The organism is Chryseobacterium sp. 22458 (genome assembly GCF_052044975.1).
Lineage (GTDB): Bacteria > Bacteroidota > Bacteroidia > Flavobacteriales > Weeksellaceae > Chryseobacterium.
Genome location: NZ_JBQEOA010000001.1, coordinates 1004429 through 1027600, shown reverse-complemented (window position 1 = coordinate 1027600; position 23172 = coordinate 1004429). Strand labels below are relative to the sequence as shown.

Sequence of the window (23172 nt, the reverse complement as noted above, 5' to 3'; positions counted from 1 at the left end):
ACTATAAATACCAAAATAGATTTTTACTGAAACACGCCTAGAAATCAAACAAAAGTTTAGTAATTATTTATTTTTTTGTATTTTTGCAGTCAGATTTTTATTGAAAATAACAAATAATGAGTAATGTTTACGATAATATTCTTGGCCTGATAGGACATACTCCTATGGTGAAGCTAAATACTGTTACAAAAGATATTCCAGCAACCGTATATGCCAAGTTAGAATCATATAATCCTGGACATTCCACCAAAGATAGAATTGCACTTCATATTATTGAAAACGCAGAGAAGAAAGGTTTACTAAAGGAAGATTCTGTAGTTGTAGAAACTACTTCCGGAAATACGGGGTTTTCTATTGCGATGGTATGTATCATCAAAGGATATAAATGTATTCTTGCGGTAAGTGACAAAACCAAGCCTGAAAAAATTGCTTATCTGAAAGCATTGGGTGCAACGGTTTATATCTGCCCTGCCAATGTAGCAGCGGATGATCCAAGATCATACTATGAGGTAGCTAAAAGAATCGCTCAGGAAACTCCAAATTCTATTTACATCAATCAATATTTTAACGAACTGAATATTGATGCCCACTATCAAACCACAGGTCCTGAGATCTGGGAACAGACGGAAGGTAAGATCACTCACCTTTTTGCATGTACGGGAACCGGAGGTACCTTATCAGGTTCAGCGAAGTTTTTAAAGGAAAAAAATCCGGATATTAAAATTATCGGGGTTGATGCAGACGGATCGATACTGAAAAGCTATCACGAAACAGGAGAAATCCATAAAGAAGATGTACATCCTTACCAAATTGAAGGAATGGGTAAAAACCTTATCCCTTCTGCTCTTCTTTTTGACAAGGTAGATGAATTTGTAAGGGTGAATGATGAAATGTCAGCTTACAGAACCCGTGAAATTGCTTTGAAAGAGGCTATTATGGGAGGTTACACCACCGGAGCAGTGACTCAGGGACTGATACAATATGCACAGTCTCATGACCTGACAGAAAATGATGTGATCGTTTTAATCTATCCTGACCACGGCTCAAGATATATTACCAAAGTGTACAGCGATAAGTGGATGGCTGAACAGGGATTTGTCAACAACTGTGTTCACAACTACGACGAAGTTTTCAAAACGGAGTTTATCAAATAAGAACAAAATAAAATCACGATATAAATAAAGCCTTTTGCGTGTTCTACAAGAAAGGCTTTTTTACTTAAAAATTACGATACAATGTTGGATATTTTTGAAAGAATAAAAGAAAATCCAGGACCTCTTGGACAATTTGCAGATTACGGTGAAGGCTATTTTATTTTCCCAAGATTAGAGGGACCCATCGGCCCGAGGATGCAGTTCCAGGGTAGAGAAGTAATTTTCTGGAGTGCTAATGACTATTTAGGATTGTGTAATCATCCTGAAGTAAAACAAGCAGATGCACAAGCGGCTGCAGAATACGGAATGTTCTACCCAATGGGAGCAAGAGCAATGTCTGGTGAAACAGACCAGCACCTTCAGCTGGAAAGAGAATTGGCAGACTTCGTACAAAAAGAATCAGCATACTTATTGAACTTCGGTTACCAGGGAATGGTTTCTACCATTGACGCCCTTGTAAGCAGAAACGACGTTATTGTTTATGACATGGATTCTCATGCCTGCATCGTGGATGGGGTAAGACTTCATTCAGGTAAAAGATTTACCTACAAGCACAATGATATGGCAAGCCTTGAGAAAAACCTTCAGAGAGCAACTAAAGTAGCTGAAGAAAATGGTGGAGGTATACTAGTGATTACGGAAGGTGTTTTCGGAATGAGAGGACAGCAGGGAAAACTGAAAGAAATCTGTGACCTTAAATCAAAATATAACTTCAGACTTTTGGTAGACGATGCCCACGGTTTCGGAACGCTTGGTAAAACAGGTGCCGGAGCTGGTGAAGAGCAGGGATGCCAGGATCAGATTGATGTATATTTCTCCACATTTGCAAAATCTATGGCCGGTTTCGGAGCATTCCTTGCAGGTGACAAAGAAATCATCAGATACCTGAAATTCAACCTCAGATCACAGATCTTCGCAAAATCTCTGACTATGCCAATGGTAATCGGAGGATTGAAAAGACTGGAGCTATTGAGAACAAGACCAGAGATCAAAGCTAAACTTTGGGAGAATGTTTATAAACTGCAGAACGGATTAAGAGACAGAGGATTCAACATTGGTGATACCAATACCTGTGTGACTCCGGTCATGATGCAGGGAACTCCTGTAGAAGCAACTCTATTGGTAAAAGACCTGAGAGAGAATTACGGAATCTTTACTTCGGTGGTGGTATATCCGGTAATTCCGAAAGGGATGATTCTTTTAAGATTAATTCCTACCGCTTCCCACACAGATGCTGAGATCAATGAAACTCTCGCAGCATTTGAAGCAATTCATGATAAATTAGTAGGTGGTTACTATAAAGAGCAGGAACAACTGATACTGCAGGAACAGGGATTAAGTTTTAAACCGATTTAATCTTGAAAAAATAAAAAAAACCACTGATTCATTCAGTGGTTTTTTTGTTGAAAAAACTATTAAAAACTATATACAACAAATGAAACTCAGAGGCTATATATTGGGCGTTTTGTCGGCTGTTTCATATGGACTGATTCCGATTTTTATCCTGCCGATCAAGCAGGCTCATTTTTCAATGGATATCACCCTGTTTTACAGGTTTTTACTTTCAGCCATCATGGTGGGAGGATATCTGATATATTCCAGACAAAACTTTAAGATCAATAAAAAAGAAGCTTTGATATTGGCCATTCTTGGAATCTGCTATGCTCTTTCTTCAGAATTTCTGTTCCTCGGCTATGATTTTCTCACCCCGGGAATTGCTTCTACAGTTCTGTTCATTTACCCCGTCATTGTAGCGCTGATCATGTTTTTCTTTTATAAGGAAAGGCTTACCCGCCTGTCTGTATTTTCATTGCTTCTTGCCTTTGCCGGAGTTATCGTGTTGTGCTTAAAAGAAAACGGACTGGAGATTAATTTTAAAGGCCTTGGAATCGTGATGTTAAGCTCTCTTTTTTATGCGCTTTACATGGTGATCGTGAATAAGTCAAATCTTAAGGTATCGGGATTTAAGCTTACTTTTTTCTCGATGTTTTTTACCTCTATGTATTTCATGACGAAATCCATTATAGCTCATGAGTCATTTGCTATACCTTCAACGGAAATTTTTTTTAATTTTCTTGTTTTTGCTTTCCTTACCACGGTTATTTCCAGTTTGTGTCTGGTATACGCCATCAAGCATATCGGTTCTACACCGGTAGCCATTCTGGGAGCCCTTGAGCCGGTAGTTGCCGTAATGGTAAGTGTACTGATTTTCCATGAAAAATTTACCACCAATCTGCTGATAGGAATTACCCTGATTCTTTTAGGCGTTATTCTGAATGTCATCGGAGACCGAAAGAAAATAAACCATATATAATATTTTCCTATAAATTAGCAATGCCGGACTCAGTAATCCGGCATTCTTTTCTTTTTGAGACTTTCTTACAGACAAATATGACTGTCGGTAATAAAAGATTGATCTATAATTTCATAGTATGAGATCAAAAAATTTCATCCCTGTTTATAATCAGAACAAAAAATTTTTTTCTAAAAAAACTTTAGAATAACTTTGCAAAAAATTTCTGTTGAAAGACCTGCTTCTTATTACTCCGCCTTTTACCCAGCTCAATACCCCTTACCCTGCAACGGCTTATATTAAAGGATTTTTAAACACCAAAAATATTTCCGCTTATCAGGTAGATCTGGGTATTGATGTTATTCTGGAATTATTTTCAAAAAGTGGATTAGAGAAAGTTTTCGGCAAAAAAGCCGACCTTCAGAATGCATCTGAAAATTCCCAGCGAATTTTTGCACTGCGGGAAGAATATCTTAAAACGATTGATCAGGTTATTCCTTTTTTACAGGGAAAAACCCCTACTCTGGCCAGACAGATCTGCAGCATGAACTTTCTTCCGGAGGCTTCCCGTTTCAACCAATTGGATGATATGGAATTTGCTTTCGGGAATATGGGACTTCAGGATAAGGCAAAACATCTTGCCACCCTTTATTTAGAAGATATTTCAGATTATATTGTTGAAAATATTGATGCTGATTTCGGTTTCAGCAGGTATGCCGAACGTCTTGGGAAAAGTGCCAATTCTTTTGACGAATTATATTCAAAATTGTCCGATGAACCTACTTTTATCGATGAGTTTACTTTAAAAATTCTCCATGAAAAAATAAAAGAGGTACAGCCTAAACTCGTCTGCTTTTCAGTTCCCTTTCCGGGAAATTTATATTCCGGTTTCAGAGCTGCCCAGTTTATCAAAAAACATTATCCACACATTAAGATTGCTATGGGCGGAGGTTTCCCGAATACTGAACTTCGGGAAGTTAAAGATCACAGGGTATTTGAATTTTTTGATTTTATTACCCTGGACGATGGCGAGCTTCCTATTGAGCTTCTCTGTGACAATATTTGTCATTCCGGGCAAACCGGAGAACCCCAGTACAAAAGAACTTTTTTACTTGAAGATCAAAAAGTCGTTTATAAAAATAATTCCAAAAGACATGATTATAAACAGGCTGAAATAGGAACTCCGGATTACACAGATCTGAAACTGGACGAATATATTTCTGTAATTGAAATCGCTAATCCCATGCACAGCCTATGGAGTGACGGACGATGGAATAAACTGACAATGGCCCATGGTTGCTACTGGGGAAAATGCACCTTCTGCGATATTTCTTTAGACTATATTAAAATCTATGAACCTATTTCCGCAAAAATTCTGGTAGACAGGATTGAAGAATTGATCCGAACAACAGGCGAAACCGGATTTCATTTTGTAGATGAAGCAGCCCCTCCTGCCTTAATGCGGGAAGTTGCTTTAGAAATCCTTCGCAGAAATCTAGTTGTTACCTGGTGGACGAATATCCGTTTTGAAAAAAGCTTTACCCGGGATCTGTGCTATCTTCTGAAACTTTCAGGATGTGTTGCCGTTTCAGGAGGATTGGAAGTTGCCAGCGACAGATTGCTGAAACTAATCGATAAAGGAGTATCTGTTGAACAGGTTGCCAATGTAACAAGAAATTTCACAGAAGCAGGGATCATGGTGCATGCTTATCTGATGTATGGCTACCCTACCCAAACCGTTCAGGAAACAGTAGACTCTCTGGAAATGGTCCGTCAGATGTTTGAGATGGGAATCCTTCAAAGTGGATTCTGGCATCAGTTTGCTATGACTGCCCATTCACCTGTTGGAATGAGTCCTGAAGATTTTGGAGTAGTCCCGATAAAACAGGAAATACGGTTTGCCAACAACGATGTAGATTTTAAAGATAACACGGGGATTGATCATAACAAATTCAGTTTCGGATTAAAAAAATCTCTTTTCAATTATATGCATGGGATTAATTTTGAAATGCCTCTTCAGGAATGGTTCGATTTTAAAATCCCGAGAACAAAAATTCATCCGGACTATATTCACGACTGTCTTTTGGATGATGGTCAATTTAATCTTAAGCTTAATTCAAAAGTGGTGTTTTTAACCAAAAATGTAATCGCTGAGAATCGCATAAAAAATAAAAAGAAATATTCTGGTCCGTATACGCTTCTTACATTCCACTTAAAAACCAATATTGTGAAGGTTGAGCTGGAAGAAGACAAGGCAAAATGGCTAATGGAAATTTTGGATGAAAACGCAATACAAAACCAGAAAAAACCTACTATTCAACAACTTAAGAGCCAATTTGAAGAGAATTTTGAAGATTTTGAACTGTTCTGGTTCTCAAAACCCATGCAGCAATTGAAGGAAAATGGAGTGATTTTAAGTTTATAAAACTCTTCGTTTTTTTCTCAGAGATTTGATAAAAGAGAGTATATTTTCTGTGAGTTATCATTTTTCCTATAAACCGGCAGAAAATTCCCCTCCTATGGAGGGGTGGCGAAAATTCAAAGAATTTTTGACGGGGTGGTTAATAAAACCATCGAAGTTTCTATAAGTTTTAGCTAAAGCTAATGGATAGAAATCTTATATTTTAATAAACGGGCTAAAGCCCATTCCTATCGATAAAAAACATTCCTTTTGATAAATAAATCAATTAGGCGTTTCTTTTGATACAGTTCCTACAGATACCTTTTCCTGGATTTTAATAAAATTCGGATCCATGATTGCCATACGTTCTGCAAGGGCTTTATAAGTGGGAAACTTGAGAATAGATGCTCTTCCGGACATTTCCTTATAAATGGTAAAAGATTTTCCTCCTGCCGTTTTCAACTGTTTGGTGGTGGTAATATACCGTCCGATGAGTTTGCTTTTCGCATCATAAATCTCAATATCTATAGGTGTTTTATCCATTATTGTATCTTCCGAACCAAAACTTACCGGAAGATTGGTAAAATAGCCTACGGGAACTCCATTGCTTAGGATCTCGCCTACTTTATTCACTTCAAGATTCATTTTGTCAATCTTTTTTCTGATCGTATAGGCATCTTTGGTTTTAGTATCCAGCTTCCTTTTGGGAACATTTGAGAACAGCTCATCTAGTGTTTTTACATTGATTCCTTTATTATCAATGATCTTAAAATCCTTCACAGAAGTATATACTGCAGATTTTTCTTCTCCGGAAAATGCAGAAGGTGAAGAGTAATCCACTTCGATTGTTTTGTCCCTGTTATATACTCTATTGATCTGAATATAGCTGTCCCTGACAGAGTCTACAATACTTTTATCAATAAATTTTACCGTGTACATCGGGGTCTCTTTCAAATCCATGAAAGTATATTCGTTGGATTTATTCGAAATTTTAGCTACCGGAATTCCATCTAGATTAATGATTCCTCTTTTTGTTTTAATGTTCTGGGCATGGAGGAAGATTCCCAGCGCTGTAAAGAATATGATTATACTTTTCTTCATAGAACCAGACTTTTACATAAATAAAAAAAGTGTAACACAAAGTTACACTTTCTTGAAAATATATTTAGCTTTTCATTTAATTATTCACAAAGGATAATTCCTTTATTATGATTAAATTCTACAACACCGCTTTTAATAGAATAAGAAAAAACAGAGTCTTTATCGTTTTCTTTGGTTAGGTTTTTAGCATAAGCTTCATCTACAGAGTTTGTAAACAGCTTTACTTTCCCACCAACTAAAGAAGAAACAATTCCTGCGTGGTTTTTCATGATGTGGAATTCACCATTTTTTCCAGGCAATAATACAGAGTTTACTTCTCCTTCAAAAACTACATATTCTGGTGTTAATATTTTTATATTCATTTTAATTTAGATTTGAAGATTTCAGATTTCAGATTTCAGACAACCTTAAAGTCTCATGTCTGGTATCTGTTATCTTTATGTCTAATTATTAAGCGTTTTCAGCTAACATTTTTTGTCCAGCTTCGATAGCTTCTTCGATGGTTCCTTTCAGGTTGAAAGCTGCTTCTGGTAAGTGATCTAATTCACCATCCATAATCATGTTGAATCCTTTGATAGTATCTTTGATGTCTACCAATGATCCTGGGATACCTGTAAACTGCTCTGCTACGTGGAAAGGCTGAGATAAGAATCTCTGAACTTTTCTTGCACGGTAAACCACAGCTTTATCTTCTTCAGAAAGTTCTTCCATACCAAGGATTGCGATGATATCCTGAAGTGCTTTATATCTTTGAAGGATTTCTTTTACTCTTTGAGCACAGTTGTAGTGATCGTGACCGATAACTTCCGGAGCAAGGATTCTTGAAGTAGAAGCTAGTGGATCTACCGCTGGATAGATACCTAATGAAGCAATCTTTCTGTCAAGTACCGTAGTTGCATCAAGGTGAGCAAACGTAGTTGCAGGAGCCGGGTCAGTTAAGTCATCCGCAGGTACGTATACCGCCTGTACTGAAGTAATTGAACCGTTTTTAGTTGAAGTAATTCTTTCCTGCATCGCTCCCATTTCAGAAGCAAGAGTCGGTTGGTAACCTACCGCAGATGGCATACGACCAAGAAGTGCAGATACCTCAGAACCAGCCTGTGTAAAACGGAAGATGTTGTCTACGAAGAAAAGTACGTCTCTACCTTGTCCGCTTTCTCCACCGTCTCTGTAGTACTCAGCTAATGTAAGACCGGAAAGGGCTACTCTCGCTCTTGCACCTGGCGGCTCGTTCATCTGTCCGAAAACGAATGCAGCTTTAGAATCTTTCATAGCTTCTAAATCTACTTTAGAAAGATCCCAACCTCCGTTTTCCATAGAGTGCATGAAATCATCACCATACTTGATAATTCCTGATTCAAGCATCTCTCTCAAAAGGTCATTTCCTTCTCTCGTTCTTTCACCTACTCCGGCGAATACAGAAAGACCTCCGTGTCCTTTTGCAATATTGTTAATCAACTCCTGGATCAATACTGTTTTACCTACACCGGCACCACCGAACAAACCGATTTTACCTCCTTTTGCGTAAGGCTCAACCAGGTCGATTACTTTAATACCTGTAAATAAAACTTCTGCTGAAGTTGATAATTGATCAAATTTTGGAGCTGGTCTGTGAATTGGAAGACCACCATCCTTAGAAATATCTTGAAGTCCGTCGATAGCATCACCAACAACGTTGAATAGTCTTCCGTTTACTGCCTCACCGATTGGCATAGTAATAGGATTTCCGTATCCGATTACATCTTGACCTCTCTTAAGACCGTCAGTAGCGTCCATTGCAATACATCTTACTGTATCTTCGCCAATATGTTGTTCTACCTCTAAAACTACTTTTTCACCGTTTTCTTTTGTAATTTCTAACGCGTCATAGATTGCAGGAACTGCTTCCACATCTGTGAAGACAACGTCGATTACCGGACCAATAATTTGAGAAATTTTACCTTTAATTTGGTTTGCCATTGCTAAATTTTTTCTTGGTGCAAATATAGTGATTCTTCATAAACCCGCAATTGGTAAAAAAAAGATTTTTATCATGCTTTTTGTAAAGACAGCAGGCATTAGGATTTAGGGAATATAGAACAGAATCAAATACAGTTTTTATAACATTTATGCGTTTTAAGGCTATATTTTATTATTTACCCTGATATTTTTTCAGATTTTTTCATTTTTGAATTTTCAAATTCACTGATGTATCAATCGTCAGAATCAAAATAAAGGCTTTATATTTGCAATCAAAATTTTTCCGTTTTGAAAGTTTTCAAGAATTTTACAGATTATTCCTCTCAAAAGCCTCTAGCACTGTCTTTAGGTATGTTTGACGGAGTGCATCTCGGGCATAAAAGTATTATTGATGAGTTGATTAATGTAGGTACAGAAAATAATCTGGAGACTGCAATTCTTACTTTCTGGCCACATCCAAGGTTTGTTTTTAACCCTAATGAAGACCTGAAACTTCTGAATACTATTGAAGAAAAGAAGCAATTAATCCAAAAATATGGTATTGATAATCTTTTCCTTAAAGAATTTGATGAAGAATTCAGAAATCTTACCGGAGAAGAGTTTGTGCGGCAGATTTTAATTGAAAAACTTAACGTAAAGTATCTTATTATAGGATACGATCACTCTTTCGGAAAAAATAAAAGCGGAAATTTTGAACTTCTTCAAAAGTTGTCCAAAGAACTGGACTTTGAAGTAGAACAAATGGAGGCTATCAATATCCATGAAAATAATATCAGTTCAACTAAAGTTCGCAATGCCCTCCTAACCGGGAACATTAAAGATGCCAACGAAATGCTGGGGTATCCCTACTCAGTATCTGGCACGGTGGTTCACGGAAAGAAAATCGGAAGAACCATAGGATACCCTACCGCCAATATTGATACGGAACCGATTAAGCTTTTACCTAAAAAAGGTGCTTATATTGTGGAAGTATTGGTAAAGGGCCAGCAGTACAAAGGAATGCTGAGCATAGGGACCAACCCTACGGTAAATGGAGAAAAGCTAACTGTGGAAGTGTATATTCTGGATTTTAATGATGATATTTACGATGAAAAAATAACCGTCAGGTTCAGAGATTTCCTTCATGATGAAATTAAATTTGAAAGCCTAGAAAAGCTTATCGAAAGACTGGACCTGGATAAAAAACACACCCAGGCTTATGAATTCAAGGATCAACAACTTTGATTTTCTCAGATTTATTTTTGCAAGTTTTGTAATAATTTCCCACTCTTACGGCTTATCGGGGGCTGCTGAAGGTGATGTATTATCCCGTCTCACCAATGGCCAGATGGGGTTTTCATATGTTGGTGTCCATGGATTTTTTATTATTTCCGGATATCTGATTTTAAACAGTCTGATGCGATGTAAAGATCTTACTGATTATTACTGGAAAAGACTTTTGAGGCTTTACCCTGCATTGATTGTTGTATTGATTCTTACTGTCCTTTTAGCGCCTTTCGTCTATGAAAGCACTGTTCCTTATTGGAAAAACACTTCTGTATATACTTATATTCCACAAAATTTAACTTTGTTCTTCCGTCAGAAAGGAATTGATGGTGTTTTTGAAAATAATCCTTATAAAAGCAGTATCAATGGGAGCTTGTGGACAATATGCTATGAGTTTAGCATGTATGTAATGGTTTCTCTCTTATTTTTTATACGCACAAAATCTTTCGTAAAAATTATTGTTGCATTACTATTTGTCTCAAGCTATACTTTAAGTGTTTTTAATCCCGATTTTCTTTACGGATTGTTTGTGAGAGTGGGATTAGGAAGCGGAAGTTTTTATAATCTGATGTGTTTTTTTACAGCGGGAATGCTATTAACTTATCTTAAAACCGACAATAAAAAAATGGTCAATACCCTTATTACCCTTGCATTTATTGTTCTTGTTGCCAGCCTATATTTACAGGTATTCAGATATACCTGCTATCTTACTCTTCCTGTACTGGTCATTCTTATTGGTAGTAAATCTACGCTATATATCAATAAGTTAGGAGATGTTATAGGAGACATTTCTTATGGAATTTATATTTATTCTTTTCCAATACAGCAGGCTCTGATGTATTTCTTCAAACTGGACTCCATTCCGTTAATGATATTTTCTACGATATTATCATTTATCATGGGGTATATTTCATGGCATCTGATTGAGAAAAAAGCTTTAAAACATAAAGATCTCGTTTCTAAAAGAAGGGCTATTCATGCATAATGAATAGCCCTTTTCAGTTTATTTCAAAACCTTTAAATAGATCTTCTGAGTTTCATTAGTCAGCTTCACATTAGGAAATGCTTTATCGTGATCAATAAAGATATCTCCTTTTTCTCCAGTCTTTCCGTTACCGTCTGAATCCCAGGTTAGCGCAACATAGTACTTCGCAGGTCCCATAGGTTTAGGGGTAATTTTACTTACAGCATCTGCAGGTACCGGAAAATCAATAGTAAAAGGAATTGATTTCTGCTCGTACTCATGTTCAGCAATTAAAGTAGCAGGTGCATCAGCTAAATTTTCATCCACTCCGTACAGGCTTACCTTCAGTTTGGCATTTTTGATGGTAAAATTATCTGTTCCTGAAAATTCTAATTTGAGATTGTCAGGCACTGTTTCTGAAGTTGTATTTTCTGTGGCAGTTGTAGTAGTGCCGGATTCAGGTTCCGGCTGGCTTTTCTTTACCGGTTGGGTACAGCTTGATAACATCAGTGTACCTGCTGCCATTAATAATAAAAGGTGGTTTCGCATTTGTATTATATTTATTGGGTTAGATATTTCACTGATAATGGATAACAAATTCTGTACCTTATGGCATTTATAGAGAACCGTTCACTGCATTCTGCGCTTTTTTAGTCAAAGATTTAAAAACCAGATCATACGACTGATCAATGAGTTTAAAAATCAGTTCTCTTTTTAAGCCATCGGTCATTACAGAATTCCAATGGGTTTTATTCATATGGTAAGCTCCTGTGATCTGAGGATATTGCTCACGAAGCTCTGCACTCCATTCGGGATCTGTCTTTACATTGATGGATAAGGGCTGCTTCTCAAGAGCCATCAACAGAAACATCTTAGTATCTACCTTCAGTACAAGTGTTTCATTATCAAAGGGAAAGCTTTCCGTAACTGCTTTTTTGGCGAGACAATAATCTAATATTTCGTTTGCGTCCATATTTTTTTGAGTAAGGTAATGAGTGTATTTCAATCTAAAAGATGATATTCTGAAAGATATTGTTCATAAGTTTCAGGGGAAATTAACAAAGCAAAATCCGTTTCTTTTCCTTCTTCGTCAAACGTTCTGAACATAATAGAGTTCTGTAGGCTATACATGCATATTTTTTCCCTTTTCATGATTCCGTTGTCATAGTATTCGTTCACCCATCCCATAACAACTCCATTCCTAATTTCTTCTTCATACATAATCTTTCCATTAGGATGATAATCAAACACAAGATAACCGTTGAAATGTTCATTATTATAAAAAAATTCTTCTGCAGCTGTTTCTCCGTGTCCAATATCATCAAAAGAAACCCGGATTTTATGTGGTTGTTTTAATCCCATAAAATGTCTAAACTTTAAATCAAATTTAGTAAATTTAAGAAAGAAATCATCATCCCATCAAACCCTATTATTATGAAAGCTTTGGTAATCGGTGCTACAGGCGCTACAGGAAAGGATTTAGTAAATCAGCTGCTCAATGACAAAGATTTTGAGGAAGTGGATATTTTTGTGAGAAAACCGGTTGATATTCAGAATGACAGGCTTCATGTACACGTTGTCAATTTTGAAAAACCTGAAGAATGGAAAGGAATGGTGAAAGGAGATGTTGCGTTTTCATGCCTGGGAACCACTTTAAAGGATGCCGGAAGTAAGGAAGCCCAGCGCAAGGTAGATTTTGATTATCAGTATGAGTTTGCAAAAGCAGCCAGAGAAAATGAGGTGGAAGATTATATTCTGGTATCAGCCTATGGAGCAAGCCCGGATTCCAGGATTTTTTATTCCAGAATGAAGGGTGAGCTGGAAGAAGCTGTGAAACAATTGCATTTTAATAAAATCACGATTTTCAAACCCGGAATGCTTGAGCGGAAAAATTCTGAAAGAACCGGAGAAGTTCTGGGCAGTCGTATCATCAGATTTGCTAATAAACTAGGTCTTTTGGAAAGCCAGAAACCTCTGCCTACAGATGTTTTAGCTAAAGCTATGATTAATTCTTCCAAAATAAAAAGTAACGGCTATTCCAGCATTAAACTTGGGAATATATTTTGCTTTGCGGAAAAAAATAATGATTAAGTTTGAATTTTTCTTATAAGCTTTATAATCTTTTAAAATAAAAAAGTGGATTCCAGGGAATCCACTTCAAGTATATAAATTGTATTATTATATTATTTCAGATATTTTGTAATGGCCTCATCAGTAGGCTTTGTTGTACTCACAAAAGTATCGATCAGTTTTCCGTTCTCATCTACCAAAAACTTGGTAAAGTTCCATAAGATGGTTGTATTTTTTACTCCGTTCAGCTCCTGTTCTGTCAGGTATTTGAAAATCGGTGCCATATCATCTCCTTTTACAGAAACTTTTGCAGCCAATGGAAAAGTTACACCATAATTTTTCTGGCAGAACGCCCCGATTTCAGTATTGGTTCCCGGCTCCTGTCCTCCAAAATTATTTGCAGGGAAACCTACTACTACCAATTTATCTTTGTACTGCTCATATACTTTTTCAAGATCGGCATACTGAGGGGTAAACCCACATTCTGAAGCGGTATTGACGATCAGGATCTTTTTTCCTTTGAAATCAGCAAAATTGATTTCCTTACCGTCAAGGCTTTCTACTGTAAAATCATATATTGTTTTTCCCATAAGTTCTTTGGTTTTAGCTTTAGAAATTTCACTTTTTTGATTGGTGCAGCTTTGTAAAAACGCCATAAAGGAAAGCAGCAGTAAAAAAATATTTTTCATTTTTTATTAATTTTTGCAGCCTGTGCTGCAGTTGAATTAAAACTTAAAAATATTGGAAGGAAAGACTTTATTGACATCCACTTTATTGAGTAACATCACATAGTCTCCGTCCTTTTTAGGGCTTGAGGATTCAATTCTGAAAGGCATTACAAGGTTTCCTACTTTTTTATAATCGGAATAGATCAATGTTTCGTCTTTTTTTATTTCTTTCAGAAGCATATACGATTTAGTATCAAAATAGTATATATTCTTATTGACATTTTTAGTCAGTTCTACTTTGTGGCAGTAGATCTCGCCTACCTTTTCTTTTCCAAGATACTTTGCGTCAAAACCTTTGTTTTCCCAATCAATGAAATCATTATCAAAACTTTCCGGCACATATTCAGGATATACCTGCAGTTTGTTGGCAGCATAATTCATGGCATAGCCTTTCGTTCCGTCAAAACCTTCAATGGCAGTTTCTTTTCCGCCTGTAGTAATGAGTGTTTTGGTAAGATTCGGACGCTGCTGATAAATTTTTATCGGATATTCATCCTTAATTCCCAACACCACTTTTCCCTGAAGCAATACTGAATTTAAAAGCTTCCAGTTGGTCAGTCCACCGGATAATTCAATATTTTTATCAATAATTTCCTTTGCGGTCTGTGCAAATGTAAGGTGTGAAAATATCAGTCCGAATACTAATAATAACTTCTTCATTAATTTTATTTATAAATTCAAATATAAGGGGATTTGAGATAAAATGCAAAAGACAGACAAAGCCGAGAAGCCCAACGGGATGAATTTTGCTTAGTTTCTTCCCATTTCAAAACCGTCTTTAAATTAATTTTCTGGCTTTTTCCAGATCTTCAGGAGTATCAATCCCCACCCCGATGAAATTGGTTTCAATCATTTTAATCTTCATTCCATATTCAAGATAACGGATACATTCAATTTTTTCTGAAATTTCCAAAGGTTTCATCTCTAATTTTGAAAACTGTAATAATGCTTCTTTTCTGAAAGCATACACTCCGATATGTTTGAAATAACTGATATTATAGGAAATCTCTCTATGAAAAGGAATCACAGAACGGCTGAAATATAAGGCAAAACCATTGTTGTCAGTAATCACTTTAACATTATTTGGGTTTTCAATTTCCTCTTTTTCGGATAACCTGATCTTTAGAGAAGCCAATGAAATTTCCTGTGCGGTATCATGTCTGAAGACTTCTATCAACTGCTGTAAAGGTTCCAGCTTAAGAAAAGGCTCATCTCCCTGAACGTTGATCACAATATCACAGTCAATATTCTGTACCGCTTCTGCAATACGGTCGCTTCCTGTCTCATGCTGCCCGGTCATTACAGCTTTTCCTCCGTTTTTTACAATTTCATCAAGGATGATTTCTGAGTCTGTTGCAACAAAAACTTCATCAAAGAGCCCTGTCTCTACAACATTCTGATAGGTGGTGGTAATAACGGTTTTTTCTCCCAGGATCTGCATCAGTTTTCCCGGAAAGCGGCTTGCTTCATAACGTGCAGGGATGACAGCGATTATTTTCATTCAGTAAAAAATATTTAATTAAGTCTTTCGAAAGCCTTATCATCTTTAGACAGGTGATAGTGCTTATTCAGACCAAAAGTAGTGAAAACTATTTTAACGTGAACCCGGAATAAGTTTTTTAATCGCAAAGTTCGCAAAGAACATCTTTTCGAGCTGTGAATATTTTAGGATCGCAAAGGCACTTCGTTCAGCGAAAGTATATTGGTCTTTAAGCGTTAACGAATTTGTGTATTTATCGAACGTATTTTCAGGCTAAAAACCTTTACAGTTTAATATTTAACATTTTATTGAAACCGAGACTTATCTCACATCATTTCCGATCTTAAAAAAAGAAAAATTCCCACATCTTCAAATGAAAATGTGAGAATTGGATATAGATTTTTAAATGAGTCAATATTTAAAATGACAGTTTTACTCCTACCATATTGTATTCCCACTGACGGGATGCCATAAGGTCAAATTTGTATTTGGTTTTTCCAATGGTTCCTTCTGAAGAAGTATACCTGCTTTTTGAGATGGTTTTACCTATAAAATAGCCCATTAACAACGCTAACGGATAATCTGAAGCCCAGTGAACTTTACTCTGCATCATCTGAAAACATAATGCCCCTGCCAATGTATACCCTACCGGCCTGATCCAGCCTGCATCCGGATAATTATCTGCAATCACGGTAATACCTGCCATAAACGTTGTTAAGTGCCCTGATGGCATCGCATCATAATTCGAAGTGTTTTTACTGAATGCCGAAAAGCTCGGAAACGGATTCCATGCACCGCCTTTATGACCATATTCTTCTGCAATGAAGGGGCTTTCTCTTCCGGTAATTCTTTTAATGGTTTGGGTAAACACTCCGGAAAGGATTAAACTCTCCATCAATCCGCTTGCGGTAGCCTGTGCCCTGTAATCATTTTTGATGAGTCCATACGTCCCGAAACCAATCCCAAGCAATACCAATGTAGAGCCATTTCCAATCAGGTAGATTGCTGAACCGATATCTTTAGGAATTTTAAAAACACCTCCCACTTTGGTATAATTATTATCCTTATTCATTCCCCATCTTTCGCCCAGTTCTCTTGAGTTATCAATCAGTTTCTGATCAAAAGGAAGAAGAATCAGCGTACCGGCTACTGCACCTCCCAGATAGTAGGCATGATCTTTTGCTACAAAATCTTTATTGGTATCGATAAAGTTCCGGGGTAATTTGGTTACAAAATCGAGAAGTTTTGGTTTGGGATAAGTCCTGACCGAACCATCCTTTAAGATGTAAGTCTGTACTTTGGACGACACGGGTTCCTGTGGCAATCCACGGACTTTCAAAGTATCCACTTCCTGTGAACATACCAATACGGATACCGGCAGCAGCAGAAATCTCAGCCTTTTCATCGTTGTTGTTTTCAACTCTGTTATATTTGGGTGTATAGAAGTCCCAAAGGTAATTCCTTGTTATCCGTAGTACAAATGTTTGTGTTATTTTTAAGGTTTATTTAATTTTTTTGTAGAGAATCTGTTTTAATTTATAAAACCACAAAAGTCACAAAAATTTTATTTTAAACACTTTAGTCATTTAAGTAGGTTTAAAATGATACATGATCAATGCAAATATTGAATCAGAAAGATAATCCCATAGATCCAGGAAATATACATAAAAGAGTAAAAAAGCCCGAAACCAAAACTTTTTAAAAGATTTCCTCTGCATTTTCCCGAATTTTTAAAAACCAACCGCAATGCTCTGAAAAATAACCAATATAAAATAGCCCCAAGAAATAATACAGCTGACCAAAAGAAAAGTCCAAAGAAATAAGAAAGAAAGATAAGCAAAATGGAAAAGACAATCCATAAAAGAATAGAAAGTATAACTCCTCCTATTCCATCTCCTACTGCAGGGTCAAAATCGAAACCATTAAATTTCGGGGTTTTATCAGCATATTTTTGTAACCGTTCTTTGTTTAAAATATTTCCGACATTATCTTTTAATTTCAAACCAAAATATAAACCGGTAGTTATAAACAGAAAAAAACTTCCTGCCAAAACAGAGGTTGATACAATGGAATTCTGAAATAGTGAACGGTGATCTGTCTTTCCAGAAAGCCAAACACTTAGAATCACTATTATTATGATTGTCAATGTTGAAAAAAATAAAAATTTTGTCTCAAGAAAGTATTTCCGGGGAAGTTTCATGGGTGATTAGTTTATACAAAAAAGCTTCAACTCCGCTCAAAATGACAGTGTAGATACTATGTGTATATTTTACCAATGTCATGTTGAGCGAGGCCGAAGCATCTCTATTTATTTTATAATTATTTCAAATTATTCAAAGCATTTTCCAGCTTTGGAAGCATTACTTTGATTTCATCAATTGCCAGTCCACCTACTGAAGCACGGAACCAAGGCTCAGATTTCTCTTCACCAAACGCCGAGAACGGTACTAAAGCCACTCCTGCCTCATTGATCAGATAGAATACAAGATCTGAAGAGTTTTCAATAACCGCTCCGTCAGGTTTTGTTTTCCCGATATAGTCTAATTTGATGGTAAGATAAAGGGCTCCCATTGGCTCAATACTGTCAACAGTCAATCCTTTTCCTTTTAAATCCTGAATTCCTCCGTGAAGAACTTTTAAGCTTTCCTCCAGTTTTCCTTTGAAATCTTCTACGAAAACATTTACATTTTCAGGGTTTTCATAGAATTTTGCTGTTGCTTCCTGCTCTGGTTTTGGTGCCCAGGCTCCCACGTGCGTAAGAAGCGCTTTCATTTTATCAATGATATGAGCAGGTCCGAATCCCCATCCTACACGTACACCTGTTGCTGCCAGACACTTAGAAATACCATCAATGTATACAGTATATTCTTTCATTTCTGGGAAAAGAGAAACCGGATCTACGTGTTCTGCACCGAAAGTAAGATTAGAATAGATCTGGTCATACATTAAGTACAAAGGCTTTTCGTCTGCTCCTCTCTTTTTGTTTTCAGCAATAACCAGTTCACAGATTTCTGAAAGCTGCTCTCTTGTAAACATAGTTCCTGTAGGGTTCAATGGTGAGCAAAGTGCTAACAAAACGGCTCCGTCCAGATGCGGTTTTAAATCATCTGCTGTTGGAAGGAAGTTGGTTTCAGGTTTTGTCTTTACTTCTACTGCGTTGGCTGAAGTAAGGTAAGCATAATGGTTGTTGTTCCATGATGGTGTAGGATATACCACTTTATCGCCTTCATCTACAATTGTTTTGTATACAGCATAGATCAATGGTCTTGACCCTGCTGTGATCAAAATATCGTTGGGAGAGTAATCCAGGTTCCATCTGGTTTTTAGGTCTTTGGAAACTTCTTTTCTTAAAGATAAAAGTCCGTTGGCAGGTGGGTAGTTCGTCAGATTATTCTGATAGGCTTTCTGAATCTCCTCCTTCAGCAATGCCGGAATAGGATAGATATTAGAATTCAGGTCACCAATAGTAAGATTGGCAATTTCTGCTCCCTTTGCTTTTAGATCATTTACTTCGTTACCAATTTTTACAATTTCAGAACCGATCAGGTTCGCTGCTAATTTTGAAACTTTCACTTTATTTCTTATTTAAAATTTACTAATATTATCTACTCAAATGATTCTCTTTCCTATCTGGTCCACAGGGATGCGGGCATCATAGGCGGATATTAGTTCTTTGCTTTTTTAGTGGTACCAGTTGCAGACAGCAGACAAATTGTTATTATTTTTAATCATCTGCTGTTTTCCAGAAATTAATCCAGTTTTAAATCTGTTTTAACAGCTGCAATTTTCTCTTCCAATGATTTTAATTTATCTCTGAAATCCGCTTCTGATGTGATTGAATCTTTTACAGAAACATAGAATTTTATCTTTGGTTCTGTACCTGAAGGTCTTACACAGACTTTTGTACCATCCTGGGTATAATAGATCAGTACATTGGATTTCGGGATATCATTCATTACTTTTTTCTCATTCGAAGAAACGGTAAGGCTTGTCTGTTCTTTAAAATCCTTCACTTCTTCCACTAATGAACCTGCCAGTTCTTTCGGAGGATTTTCACGGAAATTTTTCATCATATTCTGAATTTCTTCAGCACCTTCTTTTCCTTTTCTTACGATATTGATCAGTCCTTCATAATACATTCCGAGATCCTGATAAATTTCTATCATGTATTGGTACATCGTTCTTCCATTGGCTTTACACCATGCTGCAATTTCACATGCCAAAAGAATACTTCCGCAAGAGTCTTTATCACGTACGAAATCTCCGGTCATAAAACCAAAACTTTCTTCACCGCCACAAACAAATTTCTGGGTTCCTTCTGCTTCACGGATCATTTTTCCTATCCATTTGAATCCCGTAAGACCCACTTTACATTCTACACCGAATTTCTGCGCTATATCAAAGAAGATATCTGAAGTTACGATGGTAGACCCAATGAATTCTTTTCCTGTAATTCTTTCCTGCTTTCTCCATTCATTCAGGATATAATACGTAAGGATCGTATTGGTCTGGTTACCGTTCAGCAGCTGCATTTCACCGTCAAGATTTCTTACAGCAATTCCCAGTCGGTCTCCATCCGGATCGGTTCCGATCACGATATCTGCATTGGTGATTCTTGCAAGATCCATAGCCATTTCCAGCGCTGCAGGCTCTTCCGGGTTTGGAGAATCTACAGTCGGGAAGTTTCCGCTTGGGATCATTTGCTCTTTAACAAGGTCTACTTTCTTGAACCCTGCTTTTGCCAAAGCCTTAGGAATAGTGGTATAAGTGGTTCCGTGGATCGAAGTAAATACAATATTCAGGTTTTCCTTACCTACATTCTGGTAAGTAGAGTTTTCGATACAAGCATCAATATACACATCATCCTGCTCTTCCCCGATCCACTCGATCAGGTCATCATTTCCATCGAATTTTATCTCATCGAATTTTACAGAATATACTTCATTGATGATTGCTTCATCATTGGGTGGAACAATCTGTGCTCCGTCATTCCAGTATACTTTGTAACCGTTATATTCAGGCGGGTTGTGAGAAGCCGTCAATACAATTCCTCCGTTACATTTTTTATCACGAACCGTGAAAGATAGTTCCGGCGTCGGTCTGTGATCTTTGAAAAGCAATACTTTAATTCCATTAGCCGTTAAAACATCTGCGACCAGCTTTCCAAATTCTTTTGAATTATTGCGGACATCATAAGCAATGGCCACTTTGATCTCTTCTCCTTTGAACTGCTGCAACATATAGTTCGCAAGCCCCTGAGTAGCCTGTCCCAATGTATATTTATTCAAGCGGTTGGTTCCTACTCCCATTATTCCACGCATTCCTCCTGTTCCGAATTCCAGTTCTCTGTAGAAAGCATCTTCCAGATCCGGAGAATTGCTGTCGATTAATAGCTGTACTGCATTTCTCGTTTCTTCATCGAAGGTCTCACTTAACCAAAGTTTCGCTTTTTCTAATGTATTCATATTTGTATGTTGTTCTTTTATAGTTTGTAAAGTTCCTAGTTTCTAGTTTAAATAATGCTGTTTTTTAATCCAGCTTTTTGTTTTCAACTTTCGTTGTTTTATCAATTTTAAACGCTCTGATCGGATCGTTATAATAGATGAATTTTGCCGTATTCTGAATATTTCCTTTCAAAGAGTCTTTTACGTTAACCTCTGCATAGTTTCCGTTTTTGGAATCGATATTCAGGTTGGTGATTTTCCAGTAAGGAGCAATTAAACTTGCTGTGTCTGAGATTTTTATCACGGCATCTTTTGTCAGTCCTAGGAAGTTGGCTCGGCTTCTGTTGTGCATTTCCACTTCTGCTCTTCTGGTATTGACAGATCCCATGAAGGTAGCATAATTTTTCAGATTAAGTCTGAAATTATCGGTTTTAATTTCGCTTGAAATATTCATTTCTACAGAATCTGAGACTGCCACTTTTTCAAGGTTATATTTTGAATAGATCGTTACATTGTAAAAATCTACCCCTTTTGTTCCTCTTTTTTCTTTGATGAAAAGTGTTTTGTCTTTTACGTCTACATCGAGGTTACCGGCAACATTCGGATAAGTTTCTATCTCTACAAAGTTTTTTGGTCCTCTGGCATAAAATACCCTGAATTTACCGCTCAGATCCAGATTTACAAATTCTGAAACATCCACATCTTTCTTTTCAATATTTCCTTTCGGAGAAACTTTTCCGCAGGAAACTACCGCTACCAGCATCAATGTGTACAATACTTTTTTCATATTTAATTTTAAATATTCTATTTCAATCATAATGATCCGGTACTGAAATTTCTGAAACGGTTTGTATTCCCGCCATAGAAAATTTCAATACTATTGTTTAACAAAAATAGGATTAAAATTTGTAAAAAACTTTGTCATTTGACAATAAAATACCTGATAATTTTCAATTTTTCAGTTTTCAGGAAAAGACTGTTTTTTATTATTTCTTTCCTTTACTTATTTATAAAATCAGGTTTTAGGACTTCCGGCAATTGAAAATAAAAGCAGGTATTCTTTATTTGCATGAGATATTTTCATTAAGATAATCTTCAGTATCGGCTGTATTTCATTTTTCAACAGATCATTATGAATATTTAAAATAAAAAAACACCTTAGAAAGCAAGACTTTCTAAGGTATGTTATTATAGAATGAAGTATATTTTGGGGAAAACCACCCCGTCAAAAATTCTTTGAATTTTTGCCACCCCTCCAGAGGAGGGGAATGAATGGTCACTGTATCGATGGGATGTTTACAATAAAAACTAATTTTCAATATGTTTCAACTGAAAATTAATCTCTTTTTATATCACTTCATCAATATTATAATTCTTATGCTCCCGGTTGGTTCTGATGATCATTTCTCCCAGGAATCCTGCCACAAACAGTAGTGTTCCCAGAATCATCATCGTCAGGGCGATGAAAAACCATGGGTTATTGGTGATCAGGTGTCCGTAGATTCCTCTGGCAACATCAATCAGTTTTGAGATTCCCAGCCAAAGTGCTGAAAGGAAACCGAAGATAAACATTAAAGTTCCCACGGCTCCGAAGAAATGCATTGGCCTTCCTCCAAAACGACTTACAAACCAAAGGGTTACCAAATCCAGAAAACCTCTGATAAATCTTTCTGTTCCGAATTTTGAAGTTCCGTAAGGCCTTGCCTGATGCTGTACTTCTTTTTCCGTGATTCTTCTGAAACCTGCATTGGCAGCCAGTACAGGAATATAACGGTGCATATCGCCGTATACATCTACAGATTTTACCACCTGCTTTTTATACGCTTTCAAACCACAATTGAAATCGTGAAGATAAACTCCTGAAACTTTTCTTGCTGCTGCATTGAATAGTTTTGACGGAATATTTTTGGTCATCACATTATCAAAACGCTTCTTCTTCCAGCCGGAAACGATATCGTAATTTTCATTGATTACCATATTATACAGCTCCGGAATTTCTTCAGGGAAATCCTGCAAATCGGCATCCATGGTGATGACAACATCTCCGTTTGTTCTTGAGAAGGCAGCATGAAGTGCCTGTGATTTTCCGTAATTTCTGGAAAATTTAATGCCGTGGATCTGAGGATGCTGTACTTTTAAGTTTTCAATAATGCTCCACGACAAGTCCGTACTACCATCGTCTACAAACCAGATTTCATAAGATAAATTGCTGATTTTGCAAACGTTGTCAATTCTTGAAAAAAGTTCTTCCAGAGAATCTTCTTCGTTCAGTAACGGAATAACTATAGATAAATTCATTTAATTTTAATAAA

General features: G+C 36.7%; 21 protein-coding genes. 7 read left to right on the top strand and 14 right to left on the bottom strand.

Annotated elements, in window-relative coordinates; translation table 11 throughout:
- The first annotated feature begins 116 nt into the window (after nucleotides 1–116).
- From ACTJJF_RS04515 to ACTJJF_RS04500, 4 genes are all read left to right on the top strand, one after another.
- On the top strand, nucleotides 117–1154 hold the full coding sequence (locus ACTJJF_RS04515; protein ID WP_312305904.1) for a PLP-dependent cysteine synthase family protein: 1038 nt from the start codon (nucleotides 117–119) through the stop codon (nucleotides 1152–1154).
- 84 nt (nucleotides 1155–1238) lie between these two features.
- Entirely contained in the window at nucleotides 1239–2510 is a 1272-nt protein-coding gene (locus ACTJJF_RS04510; protein ID WP_174715432.1) for an aminotransferase class I/II-fold pyridoxal phosphate-dependent enzyme, read from the top strand.
- Nucleotides 2511–2589: 79 nt separating this feature from the next.
- Entirely contained in the window at nucleotides 2590–3468 is an 879-nt protein-coding gene (locus ACTJJF_RS04505) for a DMT family transporter (RefSeq protein WP_440698823.1), read from the top strand.
- Between the two features lie 208 nt (nucleotides 3469–3676).
- Nucleotides 3677–5872, top strand: coding sequence for a B12-binding domain-containing radical SAM protein (locus ACTJJF_RS04500; RefSeq protein WP_440698822.1), 2196 nt, complete (start codon nucleotides 3677–3679; stop codon nucleotides 5870–5872).
- A 258-nt stretch (nucleotides 5873–6130) separates the two neighbouring features.
- On the opposite strand, the gene ACTJJF_RS04495 is transcribed toward ACTJJF_RS04500, so the two are convergent.
- From ACTJJF_RS04495 to atpD, 3 genes are all read right to left on the bottom strand, one after another.
- On the bottom strand, nucleotides 6131–6949 hold the full coding sequence (locus ACTJJF_RS04495) for a hypothetical protein (RefSeq protein WP_440698821.1): 819 nt from the start codon (nucleotides 6947–6949) through the stop codon (nucleotides 6131–6133).
- 80 nt (nucleotides 6950–7029) lie between these two features.
- Nucleotides 7030–7311, bottom strand: a complete 282-nt coding sequence (locus ACTJJF_RS04490) for a FoF1 ATP synthase subunit delta/epsilon (RefSeq protein WP_065399649.1) — start codon at nucleotides 7309–7311, stop codon at nucleotides 7030–7032.
- 88 nt (nucleotides 7312–7399) lie between these two features.
- On the bottom strand, nucleotides 7400–8908 hold the full coding sequence (gene atpD, locus ACTJJF_RS04485; RefSeq protein ID WP_065397992.1) for a F0F1 ATP synthase subunit beta: 1509 nt from the start codon (nucleotides 8906–8908) through the stop codon (nucleotides 7400–7402).
- Between the two features lie 288 nt (nucleotides 8909–9196).
- Between atpD and ACTJJF_RS04480 the strand changes: the two genes are divergently transcribed.
- Together ACTJJF_RS04480 and ACTJJF_RS04475 are read left to right on the top strand one after the other, a co-directional pair.
- The gene (locus ACTJJF_RS04480) at nucleotides 9197–10132 is read left to right on the top strand and encodes a bifunctional riboflavin kinase/FAD synthetase (RefSeq protein WP_440698820.1); all 936 of its coding nucleotides are present in this window, start codon (nucleotides 9197–9199) and stop codon (nucleotides 10130–10132) included.
- Nucleotides 10107–11159, top strand: a complete 1053-nt coding sequence (locus ACTJJF_RS04475; protein WP_440698819.1) for an acyltransferase family protein — start codon at nucleotides 10107–10109, stop codon at nucleotides 11157–11159. The genes ACTJJF_RS04480 and ACTJJF_RS04475 overlap by 26 nt, the downstream gene beginning before the upstream one ends.
- Before the next feature lie 18 nt (nucleotides 11160–11177).
- Here ACTJJF_RS04475 and ACTJJF_RS04470 read toward each other — a convergent pair whose 3' ends face one another.
- From ACTJJF_RS04470 to ACTJJF_RS04460, 3 genes are all read right to left on the bottom strand, one after another.
- Entirely contained in the window at nucleotides 11178–11687 is a 510-nt protein-coding gene (locus tag ACTJJF_RS04470) for a hypothetical protein (protein WP_440698818.1), read from the bottom strand.
- Nucleotides 11688–11754: 67 nt separating this feature from the next.
- Entirely contained in the window at nucleotides 11755–12111 is a 357-nt protein-coding gene (locus ACTJJF_RS04465) for an MmcQ/YjbR family DNA-binding protein (RefSeq protein WP_440698817.1), read from the bottom strand.
- 29 nt (nucleotides 12112–12140) lie between these two features.
- Nucleotides 12141–12500, bottom strand: a complete 360-nt coding sequence (locus ACTJJF_RS04460; RefSeq protein ID WP_440698816.1) for a hypothetical protein — start codon at nucleotides 12498–12500, stop codon at nucleotides 12141–12143.
- A 72-nt stretch (nucleotides 12501–12572) separates the two neighbouring features.
- On the opposite strand from ACTJJF_RS04460, the gene ACTJJF_RS04455 reads away from it, so the two are divergent.
- The gene (locus tag ACTJJF_RS04455; RefSeq protein ID WP_312303159.1) at nucleotides 12573–13229 is read left to right on the top strand and encodes an NAD(P)H-binding protein; all 657 of its coding nucleotides are present in this window, start codon (nucleotides 12573–12575) and stop codon (nucleotides 13227–13229) included.
- A 92-nt stretch (nucleotides 13230–13321) separates the two neighbouring features.
- Here the strand turns inward: ACTJJF_RS04455 and ACTJJF_RS04450 are convergent, their stop codons facing one another.
- The 8 genes from ACTJJF_RS04450 to ACTJJF_RS04415 all read right to left on the bottom strand — a co-directional run bounded on the left by ACTJJF_RS04450 (nucleotide 13322) and on the right by ACTJJF_RS04415 (nucleotide 23158).
- A complete protein-coding gene (locus ACTJJF_RS04450; RefSeq protein WP_440698815.1) occupies nucleotides 13322–13897 on the bottom strand; it encodes a glutathione peroxidase in 576 nt (191 codons plus the stop codon).
- Between the two features lie 36 nt (nucleotides 13898–13933).
- Nucleotides 13934–14596, bottom strand: coding sequence for a histidine kinase (locus tag ACTJJF_RS04445; protein WP_312303153.1), 663 nt, complete (start codon nucleotides 14594–14596; stop codon nucleotides 13934–13936).
- 118 nt (nucleotides 14597–14714) lie between these two features.
- Nucleotides 14715–15437: a 3-deoxy-manno-octulosonate cytidylyltransferase gene (kdsB, locus tag ACTJJF_RS04440; protein ID WP_440698814.1), complete on the bottom strand. Its 723-nt coding sequence runs from the start codon at nucleotides 15435–15437 to the stop codon at nucleotides 14715–14717.
- A gap of 397 nt (nucleotides 15438–15834) precedes the next feature.
- A complete protein-coding gene (locus tag ACTJJF_RS04435) occupies nucleotides 15835–16821 on the bottom strand; it encodes a phosphatase PAP2 family protein (protein ID WP_440698813.1) in 987 nt (328 codons plus the stop codon).
- Nucleotides 16822–17735: 914 nt separating this feature from the next.
- The gene (locus ACTJJF_RS04430; protein ID WP_312303147.1) at nucleotides 17736–18989 is read right to left on the bottom strand and encodes a pyridoxal phosphate-dependent aminotransferase; all 1254 of its coding nucleotides are present in this window, start codon (nucleotides 18987–18989) and stop codon (nucleotides 17736–17738) included.
- A 176-nt stretch (nucleotides 18990–19165) separates the two neighbouring features.
- Nucleotides 19166–20881: a phospho-sugar mutase gene (locus tag ACTJJF_RS04425; RefSeq protein ID WP_440698812.1), complete on the bottom strand. Its 1716-nt coding sequence runs from the start codon at nucleotides 20879–20881 to the stop codon at nucleotides 19166–19168.
- Nucleotides 20882–20945: 64 nt separating this feature from the next.
- Nucleotides 20946–21647 (bottom strand): GIN domain-containing protein, encoded by a 702-nt coding sequence (locus tag ACTJJF_RS04420; protein ID WP_440698811.1) that lies wholly within the window; start codon nucleotides 21645–21647, stop codon nucleotides 20946–20948.
- Between the two features lie 560 nt (nucleotides 21648–22207).
- Entirely contained in the window at nucleotides 22208–23158 is a 951-nt protein-coding gene (locus ACTJJF_RS04415; RefSeq protein WP_312303139.1) for a glycosyltransferase family 2 protein, read from the bottom strand.
- Nucleotides 23159–23172 lie beyond the last annotated feature (14 nt).